This is a genomic window from Actinocrinis sp. (genome assembly GCF_035946395.1).
Lineage (GTDB): Bacteria > Actinomycetota > Actinomycetes > Streptomycetales > Catenulisporaceae > Actinocrinis.
Genome location: NZ_DASYZI010000366.1, coordinates 1 through 17,585, shown reverse-complemented (window position 1 = coordinate 17,585; position 17,585 = coordinate 1). Strand labels below are relative to the sequence as shown.

Sequence of the window (17,585 nt, the reverse complement as noted above, 5' to 3'; positions counted from 1 at the left end):
GGAGACGGTGGATTGGGTCTTCGCGCGCGAACTGCTGTCCGAAGGGCTGCGGCGGCCGACCGGCTGCGGCGACGTACGTGTGTGGCCGTCGCGCAACCGGGGGCAGGGCATCGTGTGCATCGCACTGTCGTCGCCCGAGGGCGAGGCGCTGCTCGAAGCACCTGCCAGGGCGCTTGAGTCCTTCCTGAAGCGCACCAACGCCGCCGTGCCGCCGGGCACCGAGCCGCGCCACTACGACATCGACGCGGAGCTCGCGCACCTGTTCGCCGGCAGCTGAAGGCCAGACGAGCGATTTCAGTGATTATCGACTGATCGTAGAACTCTTGAAGACGTAGACCGCCGGACTGCATTCGCCGTCCGGCGGTTTTTCGCGCGCATCGATTGATACGGATATGGTTTTACAACCACATGGTGTTATATGGGCATCGCGCTATATAGGCGCAGTGTCACGTGGACCTGCGATTACACGGACACTGTGATTTGCGCGTAGCCTTGACGCCGCTTTGCGATTACCTGGGGTCAGCGTCGGCGGCGGCTCTGGCCCGGAACAGATCACGCACCGCTGCGGTGACGGGGCCAACGGCACCTTCACCGATCTTCCGGCCGTCGAGCTCGATCACGGGCTGTACGTCGCGGATCGAGGAGGTCAGGAAGATCTCGTCGGCGCTATGCAGTGTGGGCAGGAACGGCAGGTCGGTCTCTACCGGCGGGGAGGGGAAACCGGCGGCGCCCGCTCGGGTGGCGGCATCGACCCAGGCGAGAACGAGTGCGCGGGTGACTCCGGCGAGGCAGCCGGCGCTGAGCGCAGGGGTCTTGATCTGGCCGTCGAGGACGACGAACACGTTCGTGCCGGTCCCCTCGCTCAGGCGACCCTGCGTGTCGGCGAACAGCGCCTCGCTCGCGCCCGCGGCCTTGGCGCGGGCGAGCGCAACGACGTTCTCGGCGTAGGACGTCGTCTTGAGCCCGGCCAGCGCCGAACGCTCGTTGCGGACCCACGGGACGGTGATGGCGCGGGTCGAATCCGGCGTGGGGGAGGCGGGAGCGAGCGCGACGATGAGCGTCGGCTGCCCGCCGCCGCGTTCGGAGCTGAGCGGGGATGTTCCAGCGGTGTACGTCACGCGTACGCGTGCGAGTTCGTGGGCGTCGTTGGCTGCCACCGTCTCGGCGATGGCGTCGCGAACCGTGGCGAGATCAGGGTCCGGCAGGCCGAGACCGCGGGCCGAGCGGGTGAGCCGCTCAAGGTGCCGGGTGACCGCGAAGACGGTGCCGTGCTCGGCCTTCAGCGTCTCGAAGACTCCGTCGCCGACGGTGAGGCCGTGGTCGGCGGCCCGGATCAGCGCCTCGTCCTCGGTATGCAGCTGGCCGCTGCGGTTGGAGCCCACCCAGATCTTCACAGTCCGCCTATCTGCTTCGTCTGCTCTGTTCTGCACGTCCGGACTGGATCACGTCCGGTCCGTCTTCACGTCCGGCTGGCGAGGGCGACGAGCCGGGACGCCTTCAGTTGCGTCTCGCACCACTCTCCAGCGGGGTCGGAGCCCCAGGTGATCCCGGCGCCGGTGCCGAAGCGCAGTTCGCCACCCTCGAACCAGAAGGTCCGGATGCCGACGGCCAGCCGCGCCGTGCCGCGGGAGGAGTCGATCCAGCCCACGGCGCCGCAGTATGGTCCCCGGGGAACCGGTTCCAGGCGGTTGATAATACCCAGCGCGCTGTGCTTCGGCGCCCCGGTCACCGAGCCCGGCGGGAACGTCGCGTCGAGCAGGTCCCGCCACGTGACGCCCCGGCGCAGGCGCGCGTGCACCGAGGAGACGAGGTGCACCAGACCGGGATGCTTCTCCACGACGCATAGTTCGGGCACTGACACGCTGCCTGGTGTCGCCACACGCGAGAGGTCGTTACGTACCAGATCGACGATCATGACGTTCTCGGCGGTGTCCTTGGGCAGCAGGTCCTGCTCGGTGCGGCCGGTGCCCTTGATCGGGCTGGATATGACGAGATCGCCATCGCGGGACAGGTAGAGCTCGGGGGACGCGGACACGACGCGTACGCCGTGCTCCGGAAGGTCGACGACCCCGGCGTAGGGCGCCGGGTTGCCGAGCACGAGGCGTTCGCTGAGACCCGAGGGCTGGTCGGTTGGCGCGATCGGAGCACTCAGGACGCGGCACAGGTTGGCCTGATAGACGTCTCCGGCGGCTATGTGGTCACGGATCGCGCGCACACCCGACTCGTACGCGGGCCGGTCCAGCGATGAACGCCAGGCGCCGGGCGCCGGCCCGCTCCAGCCGCCCCGCGGCGGCCGTGCGGGCCGTACGTCGGCGAATCTGGCGAGCGTCCAAGCGCCCTCGAAGGTGCCGACGACGGCCCACCAGCCGGGGCGTTCGAGCGCAGCCGGATCCCGCGCCACCTCTCGCAGGTCGGTCGCGAGCAGACCGGAGAAGAAGGCGTAAGCGTCGGGTGGCTGCGGCACGTAGCGGATCGATCTGTGCGGTCGGGTGGGGAGCGGACCGCACCGACCGCCTACCCGCCAACTGCCGCACTGCTGCACACGGTCGGCTGCTCAGCCCGTGAACGCAGTACTGCTGACGAAGCCCGCGATCTGCGGTGCCGCCAAACGAGTGTAAACGCCCGGGTAGTTGGCGACCGCGCAGCCGGCACCCCAACTGGTGATCCCCGCGTCAGTCCACGTGCCCGGCTCCGGTCCCGGCACGAGCAAGGGGCCCCCGCTGTCACCCTCGCAGGCGTCGTGTTTGCCGTCGCCGCCCGCGCAGATCATCAGATCGGGATGCACGGCCGGTTCGTCACGTCCGTTGAACACTGACGAGCACTGCTGATCGGGCGTGATCGCGACCTGCGTCTGCTGAAGCTCGCCGGGGTAGCGGATCGTGCCAGTGCCGTCGATGGCCTGTGGGGCGGTGGATCCGTAGCCGATCACGGTTGCGACGACGCCGGGCGCATCGGTGGCCTGATCGCCCGAGCGGATCAGTACCGCGGCCGCGACACCGACCGTCGGGTCGATGAGATGCACCAGCGCGGCGTCGTAGTCCTCACTGGCGGGATCGTACGACGGATCGACGACGATCCGGTCGACTCCGCGCTCTTCTCCCCCGCCTCCGGCGATCTGTGCCTGATCGATGACGGCGGTCAACGCCGAGGCAGAGCGGCCGTTGATGCAGTGCGCGGCGGTGAGTACCCACTGTGGGGCGATGAGTGTGCCGCCGCAGTAGGGGAAGCCGTTGTTCCGCAGCGAGACCATGTACGGGTAGCTCCCGTCGGCCGCCGCCGTCCCTCCGACTATCGCGTGCGCCGGGACGGGGAGCACGGCGCTCGTGGCGAATACGCACGCGCCGAGTGCGCCTGCGGCGAACGATCGGCGACGGGCACGGTGCGGGGCTGTCGCGGGAGTCGGCATCGGGGAAGCCTTCAGTCGGTCGGGACGGTGAGATCCCGAGGGGTTCGGTGCGGTGCGGTTCAGTGGGTTTTCGGTCGCCGTGGATTCGGTCGTGACGGCTCAGTGTTCATCGTGGCGGGGCGCGGCCGGGGGCGCGCGGTGGGCGCCGCCCACCTCACCCGAACGGCTGACCTGCGAATACCTTGGACAGCGAAGTACCGGGTCTGACGTGCGCTCCAATCGAATTTGATCCGCCGCTTGAATCCGATACAGTTCACTCGTTGCCGGGTGACCGGGGAGATCCAGGGCGGATCGGCAGCGCGGCGGCTGGCCGGGATCGCATTGCCGGGCAGCAGCTCACGCGGACGTGGCTCAGCTGGTAGAGCATCACCTTGCCAAGGTGAGGGTCGCGGGTTCGAATCCCGTCGTCCGCTCGCGTGAAGTCGCCGGGCCGTTCCCGCGAGGGGCGAGCCTGGCAGCTTCTACCTGGTGGCGTGGCCGAGAGGCGAGGCAACGGCCTGCAAAGCCGTGTACGCGGGTTCAAATCCCGCCGCCACCTCCGCAGTATTTCACGGCAACCACTTCTGTTCCGCCGATTTCTCCAGAGGTCTTCAAGCGCTGAGACGATCGTCTCAGCGCTTTGTGTTTATGTCGGCCGCGGCCGTGCCGCCTTCCGACGGCGCGGCCTCACTCGTTCGGACTCACGGGGAAGCGCGGAGATGGCGCGCCAGGGCGCGAGGCGCCGACCCCTCCGGCAAGGTTGGCATATGCAGGATGTGATCTCACCGCGCGTGACACCGATGCATCGGGGCATGGTCCGGATCGGTGGTGGCGCGTTCCTGATGGGCAGCGCCGATTTCCACCCGGAGGAGAAGCCCGTCCACGTCGCGTCGGTCGACGCGTTCTGGATGGACCGGCATCTGGTCACGGTCGCCGAGTTCCGCCGCTTCGTGAAGGCGACCGGCTATCTCACCGTTGCCGAACGCATCCCCGATCCGGCCGACTACCCGGGTGCCGCGCCGGAGACGCTCGTGCCGGGCGCGCTGGTGTTCACCATGCCGCCCGGACCGGCCGAGCCGGGCGACTGGCGGCAGTGGTGGTCGTACCTGGCCGGCGCGAACTGGCGGCACCCCCGTGGGCCGCGCAGCAGCGTGCTCGGGCAGGAGTTGCACCCGGTCACCCAGGTCGCCTATGAGGACGCGGCCGCGTACGCGGCGTGGGCCGGCAAAAGCCTGCCGACGGAGGCCGAGTGGGAGTTCGCCGCACGCGGCGGGCTGGAAGGCGCCGTGTACGCGTGGGGCGACGAGTTCACGCCGCTGAACCGGCGGATGGCGAACACCTGGCACGGCGAGTTCCCGTGGCACTTCTCTCCCGCGCCCCGTGCCAATGACCGGCCGGGCACCACGCCGGTCTGCATGTACCCGGCGAACGGCTACGGGCTCTACGACATGGCGGGGAACGTGTGGGAGTGGACGGCCGACTACTTCACCGCGGACCACAGCACCCGCGCCTCGTACGGCGCACCGCACCACCCGCAGGTCATCGACCTGCCGGCGGACGAGTTCGTCGAGCACTTCCCCAAGCGGGTGACGAAGGGCGGTTCGCACCTGTGCGCACCGAACTACAGCCTGGGCTACCGGCCCGCGGCACGCCAACCGCAGACCGAGGACACCGCAACCTGCCACCTGGGCTTCCGCTGCGTAGTGCGCGACTAGGCACCGCTTGTACGCATCTCAGGCTTTTCATCGCCGCCTACTTCATCCGCACGCCGGGGCGCTGTGTCCTTACGGCACGACCGTGACCGGCCAACGGCCTGCCTTGACCAGCCGCACGGCGACCGAGCCAAGGATGCGGTGGCCTGCCTGCTCAGAGGCGCCGATCACCACCGCGTCCGCCTTGATCCGGTCGGCGAGTTCGACCAGTCCGCGATACGGGTCGCCCTCCGCGGAGTAGAACTCCCAGCGCGGCCGCTGCTCGGGTGGGAGGCGGTCAGCGGTTTCACGGATGTACCGCTCCAGATCGTCGGCGTTGTCCCTGCCGACCTGCACCAGCGCCGCGCCGACCTGCGGAGTTCCCGCACCCATGGGCCGGATGTAGGCCAGTACCAGTTTCGAGCCCTGCCTGCGCGCCAACCCGGCCGCGTACGCCGCCGCGCGCATCGACGACTCCGAACCGTCGATTCCGGCCACGATCACTGACGGCCCGTCGTTACCCAGTTCGAACATTCCCGCCGCCCCAATCCGCGCAGCCCGTGTCTCCACCGCCGCGACGCCGGTCGCTCCTGTCGGGACGCTACGTGCCCGCCTGCGCCGAGCGTATCCGCAGCGCCGCCGGGCCTCGACCTCCCGGGTCGCCAGGACGGTCACCAGGACGCCCCCGAACCGGCCCCGCCCACTCGCGCCAGGTCTTGGCAGAGTCCTTGACAGACTCGTGGTCTAGTCCAATTATGGCGTGCAGTGGTACATACCACTGCACGCCGACCGGGCCCGGAGCTGCACCGCTCCACCGGTCGAACCGCTCCACGCGCTCGGTGCGGCTACGGCGACGCCTGGCCGACGCGGCAAAGAACAGGCACGATCCGGCGCGCGCCGCGGCAGGGACGCCCCGCGCTCCGGCACCTCCGCCGTTCCGTCCCGCTGGAGTGTCCATGCGTTTTCGCAGTGCTCGACCCTCATTCCGAACCGTGTCCACCAGAGCGCGCGCGGCGGTGACCGCCTTCGCCACGGCCGCCGCGGCCGGAGGGCTCGTCGTCACGGGCGCCGCCGCCGCCCACGCGGCCACCGCGATCCCCGCGCACGTGTTCGCCCCCTACTTCGAGGCCTGGACCGGCGACAGCCCGTCCACCCTCTCCACACAGTCCGGCGCCAAGTACCTGACGATGGCCTTCCTACAGACCGCCACATCGGGCTCGTGCACGGCCTACTGGAACGGGAGCACCAGCCAGCCGATCTCGTCCTCGACCTTCGGCAGCGACATCAGCGCCATCCAGGCCGCCGGCGGGAACGTGATCCCGTCCTTCGGCGGCTACACCGCCGACACCACGAACACCGAGATCGCGGACAGCTGCACCAACGTCAGCTCGATCGCGTCCGTCTACGAGAGCCTGGTCACCACCTACAACATCACCCGGATCGACCTGGACACCGAGGCCAACTCGGAGACCAACAGCGCGGGCATCGACCGTCGCAACAAGGCGATCGCGCAGGTGGAGAGCTGGGCGGCCAGCACCGGCCACACGGTGCAGTTCTCGTACACGCTGCCCACCACGCAGAACGGCCTGGACTCCAACGGCCTGGCCGTCCTACAGAACGCCGTCTCGAACAATGCGCGCGTCGACGTCGTCAATATCATGACGTTCGACTACTACACCGGCACGACGCACGAGATGGCCAACGACACCGAGACCGCGGCCGCCGGGCTGGAGAGCCAGCTGGCCTCGCTGTACCCGTCGAAGAGCGCTTCGCAGCTGTGGGGCATGATCGGCGTGACCGAGATGCCCGGCATCGACGACTACGGCGCCGCCGAGACCTTCACCACGGCCGACGCGACCACCGTCTACAACTGGGCCGTCGGCAAGGGCATCGCCGAGCTGTCGTTCTGGGCGCTCCAGCGGGACAACGGCAACTGCCCCGGCACAGGAGGCCAGGACAACTGCTCGGGTATCTCGCAGAGCCAGTGGTACTTCAGCCACACCTTCGAGCCCTACAGCGGCGGCACCACCAACCCCGGCAACGACTTCTCCGTCTCGGTCTCGCCCGGCTCGGCCGCGGTGAACCCGGGCTCGTCGGCCACGGCCACCGTGAGCACAGCGGTGACTTCGGGCTCGGCGCAGTCGGTGAGCCTGTCGTCCTCGGGCGCTCCCTCCGGCGTGACTGTCTCGTTCAGCCCGGCGTCCGTGACGGCAGGTGGCTCTTCCACCGTGACGTTCGCGACCTCGTCAACCGCCGCGGCCGGCACGTATGCGATCACGATCACGGGCTCCGCGACATCGGGCAGCCACAGCGCCACGTACTCGCTGACCGTCAACGGATCGGGCGGTACCGGCGGGGGCTCGCTGACCAACGGCGGCTTCGAGACCGGCAGCCTCAGCCCGTGGACCGGCCAGCCGGGCGACGGGGTCGTCTCCAGCCCGGTGCACTCGGGCAGCCACGCCGGGCTGATCGCGCCGACCTCCAGCCAGACCGGTGAGATCGACCAGACCGTGAATCTGAAGGCGAACACCAGCTACACGCTGACCGGCTGGGTGCAGGGCAACTACGCCTTCATCGGCGTCAGCGGCGGCGCCAGCGCCAGCAACTGGACGTCGTCGAGCACGTGGACCCAGCTCACCGTCACGTTCACCACCGGCTCTTCCGGCACCGTGACCGTGTTCGCACACGGCTGGTACGCACAGGGCAACGTGTACGTAGACGACTTCACCCTGAACTGACGACACTGAAAGCACCGACGGCACGCTGATCGGCTATTGAATCCCGCCGCCCCGTCTCTTGCGCCCGCACTGCGCGGGAGACGGGGCGGCGGCACGCGTTTTCGGCACGATATGTTCGGCTCAGTGCGGCGGTAGGCCCAGCGAGCCGCCGAGCATGCTCGCGACCATCGTGTCGAGCTTCGCGATCCCGCCGGCCACCGCGGTGGCCGACAGGAAGAAACCGAGCAGGATCGCCAGGACCGCGTGCGTGATCTTCAGCTCGTCCTTGCGAACCAGGAACAGCACGACCAAGCCGAGCAGCAGGGTGATCGAGATCGACAGGCGCATGGGAGCACAGGCCTCCTTCCGGCGGAAACGCCAGACGGACTCCCCCGGCAGTCAGCTCAACTGGTGTCGGATAGCAGCTTAGCGCCCATAACCGACATAGCCTGACTCATCCGGCTGCCGTCAGCCTGCGTCGAGACCGGCGCCGAGATCGAGCCCGGTGGTCGAGATGGCCCACGGGTCGCCACTCAGGTCCGCGTCGCCGGAGTTGACGGTGCCGCGCGGCTCGAAGAAGAGCACGCGGGTGCCCGGCGCGGCCGAAGGGCGGTGCCGCAGTCCGCGCGGGACGGTGAACAACTGCTGCGGACCGAGTACGACCGGCTCCCGGCCGTCGAGCTCGATGGTCAGTTCGCCCTCCAGAACGAGGAAGAACTCGTCGGTCTCCGGATGCGCATGCCAGACATACCCGCCATCCCCGTTGGCGATCTTCACGTCGTAATCGTTGACCCGAGCGGCGATCCGCGGCGCCCAGATCTCGTTGGCGAAGGAAGCGTAGGCCCTGCGCAGATCGACGACACCGGGCGAGTCAACCAGCCTCTCACTCCGATGATCACTCACGATACGGCTCCTGACTGTTCGTCGGATGAGTTGATCAGCGACCCGCGGCGGGTGAATACCCGTCCGATCACCACGCCGCACACCGCTCATCGGTGCAGCGACAGGCCCTTGAGCGCGCCGTCGACGTCCGCTCGCGTACCGAACACGGACATCCCCGCAAGGGAAAGGTCCTCCGTCGCGGTCTTACGCACGACGGCCCGATTGTCCTCGTCGTTGAACGTACCGAACAGTTCCTCGGGATAGACGGCGATGGCCAGGCCGCGTTCAAGGGCACGTCGATGCGCCTTACGCAGCTGGGCTGCGGTACCGGCGAAGACGAGAACCGGCTGCCCGAACATCGGCAGGTAACGCGTGTCCGACGCGTCAACGTATGGCTCGCCGACGGTCTGCGAGGCGGTAGCCGCGATACCGCTGACGGCAAACGCCGTGACGTTGAGCTTCTGCCAGACCGCCAGATCCTCGCGCACCACAACGGCGATCTTCGTATTACCGGTCTTCGTGTCACTCACACTATTCGCACTATTCGTATCAATGATCGTCTCGTCGCCATTCATACTTTGATCCTCCACTCCAGCGAACGAACCGGTCTTGCACGCTCGTGCGGCTCCCCGCGCCAATCCCCGCATCGCTCCTCACGCGGCCCATTCCCTCCTCGAAGCGGTCGCTGAGGCAGAATCGAAACGTGGAGACAGGTGATCGGGACTGGGCCAGATACTGGCGCGCGCCCGAAAGCTCGATCGAGGTGATGCGGGCGCACTTCGAAACGCACCGCTACCACCGCCACAGTCACGAGACCTACTCGTTCGGGGTCACCGAAACCGGGGCGCAGACGTTCACTTGCCGGGGCGCACGCCGCACGAGCGCAGCGGGCATGGTCATGGCGTTCAATCCGGACGATCCGCACGACGGCCACGCGGCCGACGAACTCGGCTTCACGTACTCGATCGTGCACATTCCCGCAGCGGCCGTGACGGAGAGCCTCGACGACCGGCGTGGCAGGCACACCGGTTCGCCGCTGTTCGCCGAGCCCGTGCTGCACGACCGGGCTGCTGCCGACGCACTGCGCAAGCTCAGCGCCGCGGTGACCGGCGGCCAGCGGCTGGCCGTCGACGAAGCACGTGACGCGGCGATCAGCGCGCTCGGGCGCTGCACGCCCCTACGCACCACCCTGGCTCTGGACGACGAAAACCGCCCAAGACCGCGGCGACGCGACGCGGGCATCGTGCGCGTGCGCGACCTGCTGCGTGCGGAGTATGCGCGCGAGATCGGCGCGGACGAGTTGGCGGCGGCAGCGGGATGCAGCCGCTTCGCGTTGTACCGGGCGTTCATGGCGGACGTCGGGATGTCGCCCGGCGACTACCAGCGCCAGCTGCGGTTGCGATCAGCGCGGCAGTTGCTGGCAGAGGGCCTGAGCCCGGCCCGGGCCGCCGCCGACACCGGCTTCACTGACCAAGCGCATCTCACACGCTGGTTCGGCCGTTGCTACGGCATCACACCGGCGCGCTACCGAGCTGCGGCCTTCAACGGCGCGGCGGAACCGTCCGGACGCCCGCGTGCGTTACCTGCTTAGGCTCCAAATGCAACGTACGCACACCGACTAGGCTGGTGAGAGTGGACGAGAACCGAGCGCTCCGCGTTGTGGACGCGTTACGCGATCGCGGCATCAACGCACACGTGGCCCGGGAGGGCGTGTACCAGATCGGCGTGCGCGTCTCGCTGCCCGACGGCCGCGAGGCGGTCTGGGACACCGACGACACGCCGGGCCTCGAAGCACAGGTGATGCGCGACGGCATGCTGGTCGGCTTCGTCCCAGTGATCGAGGGGTCCGAGGACTTCGACGAAGCCCAGACGATCGACGCCATCGCGCGCACCGACTACGACCAGCCGATCGCCCGCCAGCGCACGACCGCCCCGCCGCCCTCCGCGCCGCTGACCCGCGAAGGCGGCGTCTTCCGCCGTTTCCTGGGCGGCTTCCGCGAACGCTGACTCAGCCCGTCCGCCGCCCACTGAACGCACCCGCCGCAGCGGCTGCGCCGCACTCACCTCAACTTCACAAGCCCTGACAGATCGCGCACGACTGCGTGATTCCGATCCGCGATCGTCCCGAGCGTGGAGTGCGGGTAAAGGCCGAAGTACTCGCCGCGAGTGCGGTGGCTCCACGCCTGGGCGAGCGGCGTGCGCGTCTTGTAGAAGCTGACCATGTAGCCACCGCTGTAGACGCGCAGCAGCGTGTAGCCGCCGGGGTATTCCTTAACCGCGCCGACCTCCAAAAACTCGACATGCTCATTCGGGGTCTGGCTGTCGTCCACGAAGAACGTCCGCTTGTTGCGGTGCGTGTGCCCGCTGTGGTGGAAGAACACGCCCGGCATCTTCTCGTAAAGGCGCTGAAGTGCCACGGCACTCGGCCGGTCGATGTCGAAACCAGGCCCGGCGGGGGTGGTGACCGCAGACTCGTACGTGACCGGGTGGTGGCCGAACAGCAGTGTGGGCTGGTCGCGGTTCTTGCGCAGTTCGTGCGCGAGATCGTCCAGCTGACCGTCTTCCATCGTGCCGCCGGCCGCATCAAGCGTCGTCGTATCCAGGGCAACGATGCGTAGGCCGCCAAGTTCGTGCACGGCCAGTTCCTGGCGGCGCAGCCCGAAGGCGTCGCCCCAGCAGTCGTGGTGGTCGGTGGCGCCGGGAACGACGGTGCAGCCCGCGTAATCCGCACCGACCCGCGGACGGTCGTGGTTGCCGCGCGCGACAAAGTAATCAGCGTTCAGCGTGCCCCAGCCATCGAGCAGCTGCCGCGCGCGGGCCGACTCGGTCGGCAGTCCGTCGCCGGTCAGGTCGCCCGCGACGATCAGCGCCTGCGCTCCCCGGTCGGCCGCGTGCAGGTCGCCGAGCATCGCCCCGAGCATCACCTCGGGATACGGCGGCAGACCTGGGTCCTGCTGGAAGAACGGCGGCCAGCCCGCGGCGATGATCCCGCTGGCGGTCTCCCCGACGTGCAGGTCGTTGGACAGCGCGAGGGTGAACAAGTACGTCCCCGGCGGCGTAACCAGCGTCGTGAACGTGCTGGGGATGTCCTGCGACCCACCGACGCCGACCGGGAACTGAAGCGTGGTCTGCGACGCCACGACACCATTCGAGAGAGCCGCGAAGCTGTAAGCACGCCCCGGCTCAAGCCCGGTGACCTCCGCGTAGTGGTACGCGGTCGGCGTGGCGTCGTGCAACACGGGCTTGAGCGTGCTCGGGAGCGGGAAGCCGGTGCTCGGGTCCACGTCGCCGAGCAGCAGCAACGTGTCGGTCTGTACAGGCAGCGGCTGCCCATAGGCATCCACGGCGCTCGAAGAGCCGCTGAACCAGGTGATCACGACGCTGGTGTCGGTGACCGTCACCACTTCGACGTCGCGCACCACCAAGCCGGTCGAATCGGCGCGGGCACTGGATTCGACGGCCAGCGGAGCCGCCGCCAACAGGCTCCCCCACAGCAGTGCCTGACGACGCGTCGAACCCGCTCCACAACAATCCGTGACTGCCATGAGAAGCACCTTTGCTCCAGCCGGTGAACAACGGGCTACGCCTGGTTTGCGACCCGTGTCGGGCGGCAAGAACTTCGACGCACGGGCGCGCCTGCGTGGGGCAGGCGCGCCCGTCCGCCCCCGTTACCCCGTGAGTCATCAGCAATCTCCGGTTGCGCAGCGCCCACATCACCCGACTGCCTTAGTCACTGCGCCGCCTTGGCAGTCACTGCGCCGCCTTTGCCATCTTCACAGGCACCATGAGCTGCCAGAGCGGGTCGAGCGCGATCTGCGTCCACGCCGCCACGGTCAGCGGCGGCACGGCCCTGGTGACCTCGGTGGCCGGGTTACCCCAGTCCCCGTTGGCGGCGGTGATCTCAAGCGCGACGCCGTCCGCCCGGTTCGCGATGATCCGGTACTGGTACTCGCCGTACGGATCGGCCTTGAGCACCTCCGCCATCACCTGGTCCCCGTCGGGATAGTGCTGCACGGCGCAACTGGCCGGCAATGCACCAGCAGGCCGCTTGCCGCCGCCTTCCAGCAGCGGCGTCTGTAGCGAACAGTCGACAGGATCCATACCGGAATTCGCCGTTGTGGCGATCGCCACGAAGATTCGGGCGAGCCCGCTGCCGTCGTTGACGTCGACAGTCAGCAGCGACGTGTTCGAGGTCGAGAGCTCGTACGTGCCGTACTTCCAATCGGCCGGAACCCGGGTCTTCAGAATGTAGAAGGCAGCGGCCGAGTTGATCGGCACCAGCACCTCAGAGGCAGTCGGCGTGGGGGATGGAGTAGCGAACTCCGGGGCAGAACTAGCATCAGCACCCGACGAATTCGGCGAAGCCGCAGCTTCCGGTCCTGACTCCGCCCCCGGCCCCGTCGGCGCGCGCGACAAACGGTGCACGGCGGGTACCGCGCCGTCGGCGTCGTACTGGGTCGTGTGCATCACGCGCAGACCCACAGCGACACCCGCCCCAGCGAGCAACACCACAGTGGCGGTGCCCGTGGCAACCGCTGCGCGGCGCCGACGTCGGCGAGAGCGGCCAAGGCGCTCGCCTTCGGCCAGGATGACGGAGATCGGCGGGTCGAGCGCGCGGGTCACGGCGTCCATCAGCTCGGATAGCCGGTCTTCAGCGGCGTTCATCGTGCGTTCCCTTTGTGGATGGATGGTCCGAGGTAGGGGTCAGCAAGCAGTCAGTCCACGTTCGGCAGCCACAGCCACAGCCACAGGCGCGGCCAGCAGCTCAGTCCTGGAACAACAGCTCCCGGTCGTCGCCCAGCAGCGCGCGCAACTGCTTGAGCGACCGGTTGCAGATGCTCTTGATCGCGGAAGGGGTGGTATTCAGCATCTCGGCGACCGCCTCGACGCTGTGGTCATCCAAATAGCGCAGCACCATCACCGCCCGATTGCGCGGCGGCAACGACGAGAGCGCCTCAAGCAGCACCAGCCGCAGCTCCGGGTTGTCCCCCGGCGCACGGGCGTCGGCGAACTCCGAGATCGGGATCTCGCCGTTACGCCGCAGTCGCCGATGCGACAGGTACGTGTGCAGCAGCGTCTTACGGGCGTACGCGTCCACGGACTCGCTGTTCTGAATGCGGTGCCACGAGGCGTAGAGCTTGGCCAGACAGGTCTGCACCAAGTCCTGCGCCTCGTGCCAGTCCCCGCACATGAGGTACGCGATCCGGAAGAGCTGACCAGCCCGAGCGGACGCGAACTCGTGATATTGCGAGAGACCAGTGGATTCCCGATCACCCACGGTGGCTCCCCTGAACAATGCCGAGCATGACGACGTCATCAACTAAAGACGCCGAACGGCACCCTCAGGTAGCACAGCCCAGCACACCGGGCCGGACCGGGCCGGCCACTAGCCCAACCAAAGCCTTAAATGTCCCTAATCGTGACGAAAGACCTCAGGCAGCGCAGCCCACCACTCCCCCGGCTTCGCCTCAGGCACCTTCTCCTGGCAGGGGTCGGTCAGCTCCCACCAGCGCTGCGTGACCGGATCCGCAGCCATACGCGCCATATCGGCGGCGTAGTCGGAGCCGAAGTACTCGTAATAGCTGAAGAGCAGATCGCCATACAGGTAGATCGAGTAATTGCGAATGTTACAAGCGGTGATAGTGGCCAGCACCTCGGGCCAGGCCTCCCGGTGCAGGCGCAGATACTCCTCCGCATGCGAGACCCGCAGCCTGATGACATGCGCATAGCGCCTACCAGGCCCCAAGCCAGACTCGGCAGCAGCCCCGGCAGCATCAGCACTCGTGTCAGTGCCAGTGGCTGCACCACCATCACGCATATCGGCTTCAGTCACCCGCCGACCGTATCCCGCCACCCCCAACCGCAGCTACCGCCCCGTTCCCGCCTACTGCTGCGGCCAGGGCGTGTCCTCCTGCGGCGGCTGCCCTTGCCCCTGTTGCGCAGCCCCATACCCGTGCCCGTACCCAGACGGCGGCGCCTGCGGAGGCGGAGGCAGCGTGCCAGGGTACTGCTGCTGTGGCGTCGAGGGATACGGCGGCTGTGGCGACTGCGGTGCCTGATAGCCGGATCCACTCTGGTAATGCTGCGTAGGCGCCGACGTCGGCGTCGGATACTGCTGCGACCGTGGCGGCTGCGCATGCTGCCCACCCGGCCCAGGCGTCGGCGGGTAGTACCCGTTCCCGCCACCACCACCCCCGCCACCACCGGACCCGTTGTTGTTCTTCCGCGTGATCAAGAACACAATCACACCGATCAGCGCCAACACACCAACACCGAGCCCCGCATACAACCCGATGTTCGACGACGACTTACCCGACGACGCAGCCGACGTCGGCGTACTCGCGGCACCGCTCTCGCCCGCGACCCCGCTGCTCGCCGATGCCCCAGGCACAACCGCCGGCCCACCGAGCGGATTGCTCGTGTCACTAGGTGCGGAAGCTCCCAGCGCCTTCAGCGGGTCAATGACGCCGTAACCAACGTGATCGTCAATCCGCTGCCCTGACCCCTGCACCGTGTTGTCGATGATCACCCGCACGACCTGCCCCGCAGTCCAGTCCGGGTGCTTGCCGATGATCAGCGCAGCCTCCCCCGCCACCCACGGCGCGGCAAGAGACGACCCGCTTGCGGTGTTGTATCCGTCCCCTCGCGCTGGCACCTCGATCGAAACCCCGGGCGCCGCGACCGTCACATCGCTACCGAAGTGTGAATATTTGTCGATATGACCCACCTTATCGATTGACGATACGTCAATCACTCCTGGGACCGCAGCAGGGCAGTCGACCGCGTTTGTCGTCGTCCCAGTATTACCGGTCGCGACAACTATCACAGCGTTCTTGCTCAACGCATAGTTCACCGCATCGACTGCGTCAGAAGAACAGGAACCGTCCCGCCCGGCAGAAATGTTGACAACGCGCGCACCATGATCGACCGCGTAGCGGATTCCTGCGTCAATCGAGGCAACACTGGTACCATTGTCACCGATCTTGACGGGAAGGATCTTGGCCTGTGTCGCCAGACCATACATGCCCTGAGGATTGTTCGGATCACCGTGGGCATGAGCCGCGATGATCGCAGCCACACCTGTGCCGTGGTATTCGCTGGAATTATCACTCGTGTCAGAAGTCGGACTAGCCGGGACCATCAAATTCGTGCCGGCAAGCAGCGAACCCTGCAGATCAGGCTGAGTCGAGTCAACACCGGTGTCCACTACTGCGACGACGACACCAGCCCCGCGAGCTTGGTACTGGCTTCGAATTGTGGTGACGTTGAACTGACTGAGAGCCCATTCCTGATCGTAGACAGGATTGGTAGAAGCATGTCCGGGAATCGCGCTAAGCGTCACGAGGCCTATCACGCTCATGGTCGTGAGCGACGTTCTCATCCGGCCACGCGAGCCACTGCGCCTGTCCCTTACCATGCGCCACTCCCCATTTTCGCCAACTCAGACCCGCTATGTACCCGAGACAGGCTACAGACAGCGGCTACAGAATGGCACCTTCACTCGATGACGCCTCCCGGTGGCGCAGCCTGCTTATCGCCGTACCAGTAGTCGGGGTCTTGGCGGAGGAATCCGGCGCGGTTTCCACGCTCCTCGCCGCTGCTACCGGCGCCACCGCGGCCACCCATGCCCCCCATCATGCCTTGCTGGCCTTGGGGTCCGGCTGCTCCTCCAGCCGCGACTTCTTCTTCGCCAGCCGCAGCCGCTGCCGAGCCGTAACGGCTCGTGCCACTGCGCCCCTCACCAGCGCCTATGCCAGAGCCTTCGCCAGCGCCGAGATCGGTGCCAGCCTTGCCGGTTCCGTATTTACCGGAGCCGTAACCACCAGCACCGCTGTAACCGCCGCCCCCACCCGAACCGAACTCGCCTGCACCGAAAGCACCTGCACCTGCGCCGGCACCTAGTGCGCCCGCTCCACCACTAGCGCCGATACCGTTGCCACTCGATGCTCCGCCAGGCGTAGTGTTCGGGCCGGAGCCGCTGCCAGCCCAACCTGTGGTGCCCCCAGACCCACCGGCCCCCTGGGTAAACGTGTCGCCACCTGAGTTTTTAATTGGGGGCACCGTCACGCCCGGACCGCCACCTGCCGTGCCTCCGCCGCCGGACCCGAAACCGCCGGGGTAACCCCGATCGCCGGACCCTCCGCCGACAGCATGGCCACCACCGCCGTGGCTGCCTGGGTAACCGCCACCACCACCGGCACCGCCGCCGCCAGTGCCACCCATCGGATATATCGGAACTGGCATGACAGGAGGCGTCCCGGAGCCGTTCCCATTGGCATTGTTGTTGCTATTGTTCGGATCTTCGTGAAAACCCGCGCCACTCGGGAGTTGGCCCTCTGCGGAGGTGTATACGCCAGCGAGTTGGGTCATGGTGCTGATGGCCTGCTGGTGCTTGTTCGCGATGTCGCGCTTGGCCATCTCCGAGGCGACGGTCGCGGCGCCGTCGGTGGTGAGGAAGCCGAGTGCGCCGGTGGCGAAGTTCGAGTCGATGTTCGCGGTCTGCTGTTCCAGCCAGGACGACGGGTCAGGCATGTTGCTGCGGGCCCAGCTCAGCGCGCTCGCGGTGTTCGTTACCGCGGTGCTGGTGTTGGACGCGTTGTCGGCGTGGGTCTGCATCTTGTTGGCCACGGTCTGGGACTGCTGGAAGTACGCGTCGGCGGCGACGCCCTGCCATTGGGACTGAATGGCCGTCAGGTTCGACTGGAGTTCCGAGGTCGCCTGCTCCAGGTCCTGCGAATGGGTCTGCCACGCCTGAGCCGCGCTGTTCATCGCGTCGGGGCTGCCGGTGTGCACGTAGTTGTACAGCGTCTGGTGGTCCATCTTGCTGTAGTCGGTCATCTCTCCCCCTCGCTATGCCGCGCCGACTGATGTCGATGTCGTTGTCGTGTTCGTGCCCGTGCTCGGCGGTGG

Annotated in this window: 18 protein-coding genes and 2 tRNA genes; 7 read left to right on the top strand and 13 right to left on the bottom strand. The window is 67.6% G+C overall.

From position 1 onward, the window contains the following. Positions 1-277 (top strand): SsgA family sporulation/cell division regulator (locus VGS97_RS22730; protein WP_326855655.1); only part of this gene is annotated, 277 nt, incomplete at its 5' end. Between the two features lie 232 nt (positions 278-509). Here VGS97_RS22730 and VGS97_RS22725 read toward each other — a convergent pair. The 3 genes from VGS97_RS22725 to VGS97_RS22715 all read right to left on the bottom strand — a co-directional run bounded on the left by VGS97_RS22725 (position 510) and on the right by VGS97_RS22715 (position 3,406). Next, the gene (locus tag VGS97_RS22725; RefSeq protein WP_326855654.1) at positions 510-1,394 is read right to left on the bottom strand and encodes an aminotransferase class IV; all 885 of its coding nucleotides are present in this window, start codon (positions 1,392-1,394) and stop codon (positions 510-512) included. 65 nt (positions 1,395-1,459) lie between these two features. After that, on the bottom strand, positions 1,460-2,464 hold the full coding sequence (locus VGS97_RS22720) for a chorismate-binding protein (RefSeq protein ID WP_326855653.1): 1,005 nt from the start codon (positions 2,462-2,464) through the stop codon (positions 1,460-1,462). 90 nt (positions 2,465-2,554) lie between these two features. Further along, a complete protein-coding gene (locus VGS97_RS22715) occupies positions 2,555-3,406 on the bottom strand; it encodes a serine protease (protein WP_326855652.1) in 852 nt (283 codons plus the stop codon). A 340-nt stretch (positions 3,407-3,746) separates the two neighbouring features. On the opposite strand from VGS97_RS22715, the gene VGS97_RS22710 reads away from it, so the two are divergent. From VGS97_RS22710 to VGS97_RS22700, 3 genes are all read left to right on the top strand, one after another. Beyond that, positions 3,747-3,819 (top strand) — tRNA-Gly (locus VGS97_RS22710). A 54-nt stretch (positions 3,820-3,873) separates the two neighbouring features. Continuing rightward, a tRNA-Cys gene (locus VGS97_RS22705) sits at positions 3,874-3,944 on the top strand. Positions 3,945-4,197: 253 nt separating this feature from the next. Further along, the gene (locus VGS97_RS22700) at positions 4,198-5,100 is read left to right on the top strand and encodes a formylglycine-generating enzyme family protein (protein WP_326855651.1); all 903 of its coding nucleotides are present in this window, start codon (positions 4,198-4,200) and stop codon (positions 5,098-5,100) included. Positions 5,101-5,169: 69 nt separating this feature from the next. Here VGS97_RS22700 and VGS97_RS22695 read toward each other — a convergent pair whose 3' ends face one another. Beyond that, positions 5,170-5,610: a universal stress protein gene (locus VGS97_RS22695; protein ID WP_349262231.1), complete on the bottom strand. Its 441-nt coding sequence runs from the start codon at positions 5,608-5,610 to the stop codon at positions 5,170-5,172. Between the two features lie 422 nt (positions 5,611-6,032). On the opposite strand from VGS97_RS22695, the gene VGS97_RS22690 reads away from it, so the two are divergent. Then, positions 6,033-7,814: a glycosyl hydrolase family 18 protein gene (locus VGS97_RS22690; protein WP_414641801.1), complete on the top strand. Its 1,782-nt coding sequence runs from the start codon at positions 6,033-6,035 to the stop codon at positions 7,812-7,814. A gap of 120 nt (positions 7,815-7,934) precedes the next feature. Here VGS97_RS22690 and VGS97_RS22685 read toward each other — a convergent pair whose 3' ends face one another. The 3 genes from VGS97_RS22685 to VGS97_RS22675 form a co-directional block, all read right to left on the bottom strand. After that, the gene (locus VGS97_RS22685; protein ID WP_326855648.1) at positions 7,935-8,141 is read right to left on the bottom strand and encodes a DUF2304 domain-containing protein; all 207 of its coding nucleotides are present in this window, start codon (positions 8,139-8,141) and stop codon (positions 7,935-7,937) included. A gap of 120 nt (positions 8,142-8,261) precedes the next feature. Further along, a complete protein-coding gene (locus VGS97_RS22680; protein WP_326855647.1) occupies positions 8,262-8,696 on the bottom strand; it encodes a cupin domain-containing protein in 435 nt (144 codons plus the stop codon). A gap of 86 nt (positions 8,697-8,782) precedes the next feature. Then, on the bottom strand, positions 8,783-9,250 hold the full coding sequence (locus VGS97_RS22675) for a DUF2000 domain-containing protein (protein ID WP_326855646.1): 468 nt from the start codon (positions 9,248-9,250) through the stop codon (positions 8,783-8,785). Between the two features lie 128 nt (positions 9,251-9,378). Here VGS97_RS22675 and VGS97_RS22670 point away from each other — a divergent pair, with 128 nt between their 5' ends. Next, entirely contained in the window at positions 9,379-10,266 is an 888-nt protein-coding gene (locus tag VGS97_RS22670; protein ID WP_326855645.1) for an AraC family transcriptional regulator, read from the top strand. A 41-nt stretch (positions 10,267-10,307) separates the two neighbouring features. Then, positions 10,308-10,682: a hypothetical protein gene (locus tag VGS97_RS22665; protein ID WP_326855644.1), complete on the top strand. Its 375-nt coding sequence runs from the start codon at positions 10,308-10,310 to the stop codon at positions 10,680-10,682. A 53-nt stretch (positions 10,683-10,735) separates the two neighbouring features. Here the strand turns inward: VGS97_RS22665 and VGS97_RS22660 are convergent, their stop codons facing one another. From VGS97_RS22660 to VGS97_RS22635, 6 genes are all read right to left on the bottom strand, one after another. Further along, positions 10,736-12,220: a metallophosphoesterase family protein gene (locus VGS97_RS22660; protein WP_326855643.1), complete on the bottom strand. Its 1,485-nt coding sequence runs from the start codon at positions 12,218-12,220 to the stop codon at positions 10,736-10,738. Positions 12,221-12,425: 205 nt separating this feature from the next. Next, complete coding sequence (locus tag VGS97_RS22655) at positions 12,426-13,340, bottom strand: hypothetical protein (RefSeq protein ID WP_326855642.1); 915 nt, start codon at positions 13,338-13,340, stop codon at positions 12,426-12,428. 100 nt (positions 13,341-13,440) lie between these two features. Beyond that, complete coding sequence (locus tag VGS97_RS22650) at positions 13,441-13,953, bottom strand: SigE family RNA polymerase sigma factor (RefSeq protein ID WP_326855641.1); 513 nt, start codon at positions 13,951-13,953, stop codon at positions 13,441-13,443. A gap of 135 nt (positions 13,954-14,088) precedes the next feature. Continuing rightward, positions 14,089-14,493, bottom strand: a complete 405-nt coding sequence (locus VGS97_RS22645; protein WP_349262230.1) for an L-rhamnose mutarotase — start codon at positions 14,491-14,493, stop codon at positions 14,089-14,091. Positions 14,494-14,559: 66 nt separating this feature from the next. Beyond that, the gene (locus tag VGS97_RS22640; protein ID WP_326855639.1) at positions 14,560-16,035 is read right to left on the bottom strand and encodes a S8 family peptidase; all 1,476 of its coding nucleotides are present in this window, start codon (positions 16,033-16,035) and stop codon (positions 14,560-14,562) included. A gap of 137 nt (positions 16,036-16,172) precedes the next feature. After that, complete coding sequence (locus VGS97_RS22635) at positions 16,173-17,513, bottom strand: WXG100 family type VII secretion target (protein ID WP_326855638.1); 1,341 nt, start codon at positions 17,511-17,513, stop codon at positions 16,173-16,175. Positions 17,514-17,585: the final 72 nt, after the last annotated feature.